The sequence below is a fragment of the Methylobacter sp. BlB1 genome (assembly GCF_015476545.1).
Taxonomy (GTDB): Bacteria; Pseudomonadota; Gammaproteobacteria; order Methylococcales; family Methylomonadaceae; genus Methylobacter.
This window is the reverse complement of sequence record NZ_JADMKV010000104.1, coordinates 1-9,047: the sequence shown is the minus strand read 5'-3', so window position 1 is coordinate 9,047 and position 9,047 is coordinate 1. Positions and strand designations below refer to the sequence as shown.

Genomic DNA, 9,047 nt, shown 5'->3' with positions numbered 1-9,047 from the left:
AGTTACTTGCTTTTAACAGCCTGTGTAGGCTGGGTTGGAGCTTTAGCGGAAACCCAGCATGGATGGCCAAAATGCTGGGGTTATCAACCCTGCCTACCGCCGCTAAAAGCGCCGGTGCTCGATGCGGCAGACGGGATGAAACCGCACGTGCGTAACATCAGTGAATAAGAGGGGGGATATGCACCAAGGCAGTGTGATAGCAAATATTGTTCAGCCGCTGGAGCGGCGGATTTTTCTGGCTGAAGTACGCTGGGAGCGGGGCATTATCACCGCTATAGCCGAACTGGGTTATGAAGACCCGAACAAGACTTACCTGTTGCCCGGTTTCATCGATGCGCATGTCCATATCGAAAGCTCGATGCTGACGCCGGCCGAGTTTGCGCGCATCGCCTGCCGGCACGGCACCGTGGCAACGGTTTCGGACCCGCACGAGATCGCCAATGTGCTCGGGCTGGAGGGGATTCGCTTCATGTGCGACAACGCCGCGCTGACGCCGCTGCCGATTCTGTTCGGTGCACCGTCCTGTGTGCCCGCCACGCCGTTTGAAACGGCCGGCGCGCGTCTGGAAAGCGAACAGCTGGACTATCTGTTCCAGAACAGGCTGACTGGCTATCTGTCGGAAATGATGAATTATCCGGCCGTGCTCAACAACGATCCGCAGATCATGGCGAAGCTGGACCTGGCCAAACGCTACGGCTGCCCGATCGACGGCCACGCACCCGGCTTGAAAGGCGACGCCATGCGGCGCTATGCCGAAGCGGGCATTTCCACGGACCATGAGTGCAGCACGCTTGACGAAGCGCGCGCCAAACTGGCGACCGGCATGCATATCCTGATCAGGGAAGGCTCGGCGGCGCGGAATTTCGATGCCCTGCATACGCTGATCAGCGAATATCCTGAGCGCGTGATGTTCTGCAGCGATGACAAGCATCCCGATGATCTGGTCGCAGGCCATATCAATCTGCTGGTAGCCAGAGCCGTCGCCTACGGCCATGCCGTTTTTGACGTGCTGCGCTGCGCCTGCCTGAATCCGATAAAACACTATGGCTTGGCCGTTGGCCAATTGCGGGTCGGCGACCGCATGGACGCCGTGGAAGTCGAAAATATCAGCACATTCAAACCGATCAGCACCTGGATAGCCGGGCAGAAAGTCGCACACCAGGGTACAAGCCTGCTGACCCGCATCAAGCCTGAGCCCATCAATCGCTTTAATGCCAGTCCTATAACGGACGCCCATCTGGACGTGGAGGCGAAGGGCAGGCAAATCCGCGTCATCAAAGCGGCCGATGGCGATCTGTTCACGCAGGAAATGCTGCATGCGCCCAGAATTGAAAATAACAAAATAGTGCCCGATCCGGAACGCGACCTGCTGTTGCTGGCCGTCGTGAACCGCTACCAGGACGCCCAGCCGGCGCTGGCGTTTATCGAAGGCTTCGGACTGAAGCAGGGCGCCCTGGCTTCGAGCGTTGCCCATGATTCCCACAATATTATCGCGGTCGGCGCCGATGCCGAATCCGTCTGCCGGGCCATCAATGCGGTCATTGCCGCGCAGGGCGGCATTGCGGCAGCCGACCAGGACGGCGTCGAGCTGCTGCCGCTGCCGATCGCTGGCCTGATGAGCCATGACGATGGCGATACGGTCGCGGCGCGCTATGCGGAGCTGAACGCGAGCGCCAAGAAGATGGGCTCGCCGCTGCGCGCGCCGTTCATGACGCTGTCTTTCATGGCGTTGCTGGTGATTCCCGAATTAAAGCTGAGCGATCAGGGCCTTTTTGACGGTCGGACGTTTACCTTTACGTCGTTGACGGTGTAAGACCATGAGCCGGTTTCTGCTTAATCAACGCTTGGTCGAAGAACAATTGCCGGCCGGTATGGTAATGCTGGATGTGATACGCCGCCATCGCGGTCTGACCGGCACGAAAGACGTCTGCCGCGAAGGCGATTGCGGCGCCTGCCAGGTTCTCCTGGGCAAACGGCTGGCCGGCGGGCTGCGCTATCAGGCCGTCAATGCCTGCCTGCTGCCGCTGGGCGCCGTGGCCGATGGCCATGTCGTGACGATCGAAGGCCTGAACGGCGAACGCCTGAATCCGATCCAGCAGGCGCTGGTCGACAATGGCGCGATCCAGTGCGGTTACTGCACGCCTGGGCTGGTCATGGCATTGACCGGCTTTTTCCTGAACAGCCTGATCTCGGATGAACATGCCGCCGTCGATGCGGTAGCGGGCAATCTGTGCCGCTGCACGGGCTATGCCGGCATCAAGCGAGCCATTAAACAGCTGTGCCAGCAATTTGACCTGGCCGGTTCGTCGATGGAGCGCCGAATTGAGGATCTCGTACACTGGCAGATCCTCCCGGCATATTTCTTAACGGTGAACGAAATGCTGGCGGCATTGCCGCCGCATCAGGAAAAAGCATCGCCCGATGTCGTGTTCGTGGCCGGCGGCACGGACCTGTTCGTGCAGAAACCGGCCTGGCTGCAGGCGCAGCCGCTGAATTTCTTGCCCGCTTCGGAAGGCGGCATTCGCCATGAGGGCAGCGAATGCGTCATCGAAGCCGCGGCGACGATCGAGCAGCTGCGGACATCGCCACTGTTTCAGCAGTGGTTTCCATCCGTGGCGCAGGACTTTGAACTGATCTGTTCGGCACCGGTCCGGGCGCGCGCAACAGTCGGCGGCAACCTGGTCAATGCATCGCCGATCGGCGATCTGGCTGTGTTTTTCCTGGCCCTGGATGCGCGGCTGGTCATCGCATCGGCAACCGGCCGCCGGACAGTGGCTTTGAAGGACTTCTTTCATGGCTACAAAAAAACCGACCTTCAGGCCGGCGAGCAGGTTCTGGAAATCCGGTTTGATACAGCCGTCGCGCAGAGTTTCAGCTACGAGAAAGTCAGTAAGCGCACGCATCTGGATATTGCCAGCGTCAACTCGGCCATGAGCATCGAACATGCCGGCGGGCGCATCATCAAAGCCCATCTGGCCGCTGGCGGCGTTGCCCCGGTTCCGCTTTATCTGGCAAACACCAGCGCCTATCTGCAGGGCAAAGCAATCACGGCCGCAACCGTTCTGGAAGCCGTGGACATCGCCCAGGGCGAGATAGCTCCGATTTCCGACAGCCGCGGCTCCGCCGGCTACAAGCGCCTGCTGTTGAGGCAGCTGATATTTGCGCATTTTCTGAAGCTTTTCCCTGATACCATTTACTGGAAGCCGTTACATGTACGCTAGCGATATCGATCTGCACGCACAGGGCGCAGCCATTTTTACCGACGACATGGCCGAGCCGGCCGGCCTGCTGCATGCCTGGCCAGTCGTATCCAATATCGCCCACGGCCTCATCGAGCGGATCGATTTGCAGGAGGCCTTGGGCTATCCAGGCGTTGTCTCGATTCTGCTGGCCCGGGATATTCCGGGCAGCAACAACATCGGCAATGCGGCGCCTGACGAAGTGCTGCTGGCGGAAAAGGAGGTCGTTTACCGGGGCCAGCCGATCGCGGTGGTCGTGGCCGAATCCGCAGCCATCACCAGGCAGGCGGCCGGATTGGTGCGCGTCAGCTATAGCGAATTGCCGGCCGTGTTCGATGCCCGCACGGCGCACGCGCAGGGCTTGCATATCGCGCCGCCGCGCATTTTTTCGCTCGGCGATGTCGATCAGGCCTGGCAGGCCTGCGATGCGATCGTTGAAGGGGCGGCCGCGTCAGGCGCGCAGGAGCATGTGTATCTGGAAACGCAGGTTGCTGTCGCCTATCCGCTGGAGAGCGATTGCCTCAAGGTCGTGTCGGCCACGCAGTCGCCGAGCATGGTGCAGCGCGTTATCGCCCGAGTACTGGATTGCGCCATGCATCAGGTGGAAGTCGATGTCGTGCGCCTGGGCGGCGGTTTCGGCGGCAAGGAAGAGCAGGCGACCGGTTGGGCGGCCATGGCAGCGCTGGCGGCCAGCCGCGTGAACAAGCCGGTCAAAATCAGACTGAACAGAGGCGATGACATGCGCTGGACCGGCAAGCGCCATCCCTATGATGCGGATTTCAAGATCGGCCTGGACAAAACCGGCAAAATCCTGGCCTACGAAGTCTGTTTCTATCAGAATGCCGGTGCGGTCGCCGATCTCTCGCTCGCCATACTGGAGCGGACGCTGTTCCATGCCGGCAACAGTTATTTCATCCCCAATGTGCGCGCCACGGCCGTCAGCTGCCGGACCAATCTGCCGCCCAATACGGCTTTCAGAGGCTTCGGCGGGCCGCAGGCCCTATTTGTTCTTGAAGCGGCGATTTTCAAGGCTGCTGCGGCGCTGAATGTCGATCCGGCCAGCATTCAGCAGAAAAATCTGCTTCAGGAAGGTCAGCAGTTTCCGTATGGAATGCAGGTCGAAAACTGCCGGGCGCAACGGTGCTGGCGGCAACTGCACGAAAGTTTCGGTCTGCCGCAGCGGCAACGGACCATTGAAAACTTCAATGCCAGCCATAGCCTGGAGAAAAAAGCGCTGGCCTTGATGCCGATCTGCTTCGGCATTTCTTTTACCGCCACCTTTCTGAATCAGGCGGACGCTCTGGTGCACGTCTATGCGGACGGTTCGGTCAGCGTCAGCTGTGGCGCTGTTGAAATGGGGCAGGGCGTGAAAGAGAAAATCAGGAACGTGGCTGCACGGACGTTCTCCATCGATAAAGTGCGCGTCAAAATCGAAAGCACCAATACCGCGCGCATCGCCAACATGTCGCCCACGGCGGCCAGTTGTGGCGCCGATCTGAACGGACAGGCGACGTTGCTGGCCTGCCGGCAGATTCTTCAACAACTTAGAACGGTTGCGGCCGGATTGCTGGGCGGCGACGCCGAGCCTGAGCAGATCAGCATCCAGCAGGAACAGATCTATTTAAACGGCCAGCCGACGGCAATAAGCTGGAATAAACTCGTCAGCGAGGCCTATCTGTCCCGCTCGGCGCTGTCGGCGAATGCCCATTATGCAACGCCTGAAGTTTTTTTCGACAGGAGCGAGGAGCAGGGCAGGCCGTTTGCCTATCATGTCTACGGCTGCGCCGCCGTGGAAGTATCGGTCGATTGCCTGCGCGGCACTTATCGCGTCACCAGCGTCAGCATCGTTCATGACGGCGGCAGAAGCCTTGCGCCCGCTATCGACAGGGGGCAGGTGGAAGGCGCCGTCGTGCAGGGGCTGGGCTGGATGACCATGGAGGAAATCCTCTATGACGGTCAGGGCCAGCTGCTGACCGATAGCCTGACCACTTACAAGATTCCCGACATTTATTCCGCGCCGGAGATTGCCGTCGAATTTCTGGACAGCGACAATCCGGCCGGCCTCATGCATTCGAAAGCCGTCGGTGAGCCGCCGCTCATGTACGGCATCGGCGGTTATTTTGCCTTGGCCAAAGCGATACAGGCCTTCAATCCCGGCTGGCAGGCCGAAGCCATAGCGCCCATGACGCCGGAGAAAGTACTGCTGGCGCTGTATGAATGCGATTGCTGACGTTGCGCAACAGCCTGTCCGGAGCGCTGGTTTATGCAACAGGCGACAGTATTGCGGCGCTGCTGACAGGCGAATTTCAGGTTTCGCGACTGATCGGCATGATGCTGCTAGGCGGCACTTTATATGCAATCGAAATTCCGGCGTATTTTGTCTGGCTGGAGCGGCGCTTCGGCCATCATGACATCCGCAGCCGCATCGGAAAAGCGCTGATGGCCCAGGCTTTTTTTAATCCGCTCTGGATCGCAAGGCATATGGCGCTGATTCATTGTTTTTCAGGCCGGTTTGCCGAAGTGCAATGGCATCTGCTGGGCGTCGGGCTGGCTTCCTTCGTGCGGATCGCGCCGATTGGCTTCGCGGCCAATTATGCGATTCAACATTTCATTCCGTTGCGCTGGCGCTTTCCGGCCAGCGCGGCATTTTCCGCCTCGATGGCGGTTTATTACGCATTGAGTGTGACGTTCTTTGGCTAATCAGGCAATATTTTGGCAACGGCTCGCAGATGGGCTGGAACGGCACGGTTCCGCCGTGCTGATGATCGTGGTCGGTAGCCAGGGCAGTTCGCCCGGCAAGGCCGGCGCGAAAATGGCGGTGCTGGCGAGCGGCGAGTGCTTCGGCACGATCGGCGGCGGCGCGGTGGAGCACAGCCTGGTCGAAAAGGCCCGGTCGCTGCTGGCGCAAGGTTCGTTTCAGCCCTGCTTGAGCCGGCAGCGCCACAATCTTTTGGGGACGGAAGGGCAGGCGACCGGCATGCTCTGCGGCGGCGAGCAGACGGTCCTGTTGTACGGTTGCCGAGCCAGCGACAGCGCGGTTTGTCATCTGGCCGGCAACTTGCAGGGCGTGCTGACACTGTCGCCGGACGGCATGGCATTTGATCCGGCGCGCACCCTGTCCGGGCAAAGCTTCCTGCAAACCGCAAGCAGTTGGCGCTACGAGGAAAACGTCGGCCTCCGCAGGCAGGCCTATCTGATCGGAGGCGGGCACGTCAGCCTGGCGCTGTCAAAGATCCTTGCCATGCTCGATTTCGAGATTACCGTCATCGACGAGCGCGACAATCTGGATACGCTCAAGCGCAATGCCGATGCGCATCATAAAAAGATCATGCCGTATCGCTTCATAAGCGATGCCATACCCGAAGGCAATCAGGTGTTTGTGTTCATCATGACGCATAGCCACAAAACCGATGAAAAAGTGGCCGAAAGGCTGGCCGGTAAAAAAGTGCGTTATCTGGGCCTACTGGGCAGCCGGAACAAGATAGCGCAAATTAAGTCTAACCTCGGCGCCAAACTGCCTGCCGAAACTTTGCAGCGCATCCGCGGGCCGATCGGATTGCCGATCAACAGCCATACGCCGAAGGAAATCGCCGTCAGCATTGCGGCCGAGCTGATTCAGATAGTAAATGGCGGGGATAGCGAAGGGGGTAAATAGAGAGTGCAAGGCTGTAGGGGCGATTTCAGTCGCCTTTTAAAACTGATCACCCGAGCTCTCAATTCCTAAATTAACCTGAATTCGGGATGAAAAAGGGAGCAGGCTGTTGTTATCACTGATATGGCGTGGTGTAGGGGCGAATTCACTTGTACCCCTTGTGGGTATTCGACCCGGGACACATGCCGGGCTTTCCAAAAATCAGCAGGCTTTTGTTGAGTGCGAATACCCTAAAAGGTACAGGTAAATTTGCACCTATACGCATATTGAGTCGAACGATTACCCTTTCTTCATGAGGCTTAAACTGAATTGAGGTTAAATTAGGCTGTCTCGCCCAGTCGGCCAAAGTTGGCGGCAGAATTATGAATTGTCCAAAGGACTGGTTGAATTTCTATAAGTGCTTTTACTATAAGTGCAAATACTATAAGTGCTCATACTGATTACCTACAGTTCCACAGATCTATATAATTTGTCAAAAATCGCTTAAAGGTTACTTAATTGCACGCGATCCAAATTGGATGAGTAGTACGATAGCATTACCTATTTGTCGCCTTACTGTAAGTGTTAGATAAAGTTTGTCCTCTTAATAATTAATAGCCAAAGTTTATCGTCTTATACCAAGCGTTAGCATTAAAGTTCAATAATTCATTAAATATTAAGAAAATTTAAAGTGATGCAAGAAAAATAAAAACGGTTGTCCGGGATTGGCTAATCAAGTTATGGCTGACTTCTTGGGGCGTTATTTCAACTCAATCTACAAGGATTGGCAAAAATTATGTCCTTATACTATCCATTGACTAGCGCGCAAACCTCTATATGGTTTGCTCAAATGTTGGAACCTGAAAACCCTGCCTATAACATTGGCGAATATATCGAAATTTCAGGCGCTATCGATCCAGAATTGTTCAGATTAGCAGTGAGCGGCGCTTTGGATCAAAGCGATAACCTACACCTTCATTTTATTGCGACTGACGAAGGACCAAGGCAATACTTTTCTAAGGATAAGAATTGGCTCATACATTATTTTGATTTTAGTACTGAAGCTGATCCCCATGTCACTGCTAAAGATTGGATGCGAGACGACATGGCAAAAGCTAACGATATTATTCTTGATCCACTATTTACGTTTGCTCTTTTAAAAATACGTTCCGATTTCTTTATTTATTATCAACGCACACACCACATTATTGCAGATGGATTTAGTGGGCCGCTTTTTGCCCAGAAAGTTACGGATTTATATGCTTCCCTAAGCGGAGTTAATCCGTTAGAACTTAATGATTTCGGTTCATGGCTCGATGTATTGGAGAATGAAGAGAATTACCGTAACTCGGCAAGGTATGAACGAGATCGGAATTACTGGCTAGCCCAGCTTAAAGACAGGCCCGAGCCGGTAACGCTATCGGGTAAACAAACGGGCCCGATTCCATGCCGTCAGTCTATCCGTAAGACGGATTATTTAGCCTATTCGACGGCAGAGGCGTTACGCAGCCTGGGGGCGGCTCATGGCGCAAGTTTGGCCCAAATCATAACGGCTGCCGCCGCACTTTATTTGCATCGATTTACAGGTGAGGAAGATATTGTTGTCGGCATGCCGGTATCCGCACGGATTGGCGCGGCAATGCGCAATATTCCCGGCATGATGTCGAATATCCTGCCGCTGAGATTGAAAGTTGATCCGGGACAAAAGTTTGACGAGTTTCTCAGCCAAACCACAAAGTCAATGCGGGATGCGTTCCGCCATCAAAGCTACCGGAGCGAAGATCTTCGTCAGGATTTGGGGTTACCTACGAACGGAAGTCACTTCTATGGCATGACTGTCAATGTCATGCCTTTCGATTATGTTCAGAGTTTTGCGGGCTATCCGGCACAGAACCATAATCTTTCCAATGGGCCGGAGTTCGAACTTTCTCTGAGCGTTTATGACAACCAGAGTGGTTTTGACTTGCGCTTTGATTTTAATGGCAATCCTCTGCATTACAGCGAAGAAAGTCTAGCCGCTCATATGCGCCGCCTGCTGGGTTTGCTTGCCAGGCTTGCGTCCTCTACGCTCGATGTGCCTATAAGCCAAATAAGTCTGCTGGAGGCTGATGAGCGGCAACGCGTACTGTACGACTGGAACGCCACCGATGCCGACTATCCGCGGGACCGCTGCCTGC

Annotated in this window: 6 protein-coding genes; all 6 read left to right on the top strand. The window is 56.1% G+C overall.

Translation table 11 applies throughout. The features are described from left to right. Positions 1–178 precede the first annotated feature (178 nt). Complete coding sequence (gene ade, locus IT781_RS20925; RefSeq protein ID WP_194972115.1) at positions 179–1,813, top strand: adenine deaminase; 1,635 nt, start codon at positions 179–181, stop codon at positions 1,811–1,813. Positions 1,814–1,817: 4 nt separating this feature from the next. Then, positions 1,818–3,221: an FAD binding domain-containing protein gene (locus IT781_RS20920; RefSeq protein WP_194972114.1), complete on the top strand. Its 1,404-nt coding sequence runs from the start codon at positions 1,818–1,820 to the stop codon at positions 3,219–3,221. Further along, the gene (locus IT781_RS20915) at positions 3,211–5,469 is read left to right on the top strand and encodes a xanthine dehydrogenase molybdopterin binding subunit (RefSeq protein ID WP_194972113.1); all 2,259 of its coding nucleotides are present in this window, start codon (positions 3,211–3,213) and stop codon (positions 5,467–5,469) included. Before IT781_RS20920 ends, IT781_RS20915 begins: the two co-directional genes overlap by 11 nt. Beyond that, positions 5,457–5,939 carry a hypothetical protein gene (locus tag IT781_RS20910; RefSeq protein ID WP_194972112.1) on the top strand — a complete coding sequence of 161 codons (483 nt, stop codon included), beginning with the start codon at positions 5,457–5,459 and terminating at the stop codon, positions 5,937–5,939. The genes IT781_RS20915 and IT781_RS20910 overlap by 13 nt, the downstream gene beginning before the upstream one ends. Continuing rightward, positions 5,932–6,894, top strand: coding sequence for an XdhC family protein (locus IT781_RS20905; protein ID WP_194972111.1), 963 nt, complete (start codon positions 5,932–5,934; stop codon positions 6,892–6,894). Before IT781_RS20910 ends, IT781_RS20905 begins: the two co-directional genes overlap by 8 nt. A gap of 772 nt (positions 6,895–7,666) precedes the next feature. After that, positions 7,667–9,047 (top strand): condensation domain-containing protein (locus tag IT781_RS20900; RefSeq protein WP_228779330.1); only part of this gene is annotated, 1,381 nt, incomplete at its 3' end.